Consider the following 1,875-nt stretch of genomic DNA (forward strand, 5'->3'; position numbering starts at 1 on the left):
CCGGGGGCCGGGGGATCGGGGTGTCAGAAGTTCTCCGAGGGCACGTAGGCGCCCCACACCTCGCGCAGCAGGTTGCACACCTCGCCGACGGTGGCCCGGGCCCGCAGCGCCTCCCGCATCGGGTACAGCACGTTGTCGGTGTCGCCGCTCGCCGCCTCGCGCAGCGCCGCGAGCGCGGCGTCCACCGCCCCCTGGTCCCGCTCGGCGCGCAACCGCTTCAGCCGCTCGGCCTGTTGGGCCTCGATCGCGGGGTCCACGCGCAGCGGCTCGTAGGGCTCCTCCTCGTCGAGACGGAACCGGTTGACGCCGACCACGACCCGCTCCCCGGCGTCGGTCTCGCGGGCGATGCGGTAGGCGCTGCGCTCGATCTCGGTCTTCTGGAAGCCCTGTTCGATGGCCTCCACCGCGCCGCCCCGGTCCTCGACCTGCCGCATGAGGTCCAGCGCGGCCTCCTCCACCGCGTCGGTCATCGACTCCACCACGTAGGAGCCCGCGAAGGGGTCCACGGTGGCGGTCACGTCCGTCTCGTGGGCCAGCACCTGCTGGGTGCGCAGCGCCAGGCGGGCGGACTTGTCGGTGGGCAGCGCGATGGCCTCGTCGTAGGAGTTGGTGTGCAGCGACTGGGTGCCGCCGAGCACGGCCGCCAGGCCCTGCACGGTCACCCGCACCAGGTTGACCTCGGGCTGCTGGGCGGTGAGCTGCACACCGGCGGTCTGGGTGTGGAAGCGCAGCATCATCGACTTGGGGTTCCTCGCCCCGAACTCCTCGCGCATGACCCGGGCCCAGATGCGGCGGGCGGCACGGAACTTGGCGACCTCCTCCAGGATCGTGGTGCGGGCCACGAAGAAGAAGGACAGTCGCGGCGCGAAGTCGTCCACGTCCATGCCGGCGGCGACGGCGGTGCGCACGTACTCGATGCCGTCGGCGAGGGTGAAGGCGATCTCCTGCGCGGGCGTGGCCCCGGCCTCGGCCATGTGGTAGCCGGAGATGGAGATGGTGTTCCACTTCGGGATCTCGGCCCGGCAGTACTTGAAGATGTCCGCGATCAGCCGCAGCGAGGGCTTGGGCGGGAAGATGTAGGTGCCCCGGGCGATGTACTCCTTGAGCACGTCGTTCTGGATGGTGCCGGTCAGCTTGTCCGCCGACACGCCCTGTTCCTCGGCGACGAGCTGGTAGAGCAGCAGCAGGACGGCGGCGGGGGCGTTGATCGTCATCGACGTGGAGACCTTGTCCAGCGGAATGCCGTCGAACAGCACCCGCATGTCGTCGATGGAATCGATGGCCACGCCGACCTTGCCGACCTCGCCGTGGGCGATCGGGGCGTCGGAGTCGTGTCCCATCTGGGTGGGCAGGTCGAAGGCGACCGACAGGCCCATGGTCCCGTTGGCGATCAACTGCTTGTAGCGGGCGTTGGACTCCACCGCCGTGCCGAAGCCGGCGTACTGGCGCATCGTCCACGGCCGCCCGGTGTACATGCTGGGGTACACACCCCGGGTGTAGGGGTAGGCACCGGGTTCCCCCAGCTTCTCCTCCGGATCCCATCCCTTGAGTGATTCCGGCCCGTAGACCGGCTCGATGGGCTGTCCGGATTCCGACTCGCGTGCCATGGTCTGTGGCCTCCCGCCGTGGACTGTCTCCGCACGCCGTGCCGGCCTCGTCTCCGTGCCGTGCGTGCCCTGCGTCCCGATCTTCCCTCTGCGTTCTCGCGACGGACTGTAGCGAGGGGTCTGCGGCGGGTGGGAGGGGATTCGGTTGGGAGATCCCTCACAAAGGAGAAAGGGGCGCGCTCATCCGATCATCACCCGGGTGAGAGGACGCGGCACGCGCGGGGAGGGGTGGCACGCGCGGGGAAGGGGTGGAGCGCGCGGGGAAGGG

General features: G+C 70.1%; 1 protein-coding gene. It reads right to left on the bottom strand.

From position 1 onward, the window contains the following. Window positions 1–23 precede the first annotated feature (23 nt). Entirely contained in the window at window positions 24–1,607 is a 1,584-nt protein-coding gene (locus FOE67_RS24410; RefSeq protein WP_182666992.1) for an acyl-CoA mutase large subunit family protein, read from the bottom strand. Window positions 1,608–1,875: the final 268 nt, after the last annotated feature.

Origin of the sequence: Streptomyces calidiresistens (assembly GCF_014141525.1) — a bacterium.
Taxonomy (GTDB): domain Bacteria; phylum Actinomycetota; class Actinomycetes; order Streptomycetales; family Streptomycetaceae; genus Streptomyces; species Streptomyces calidiresistens.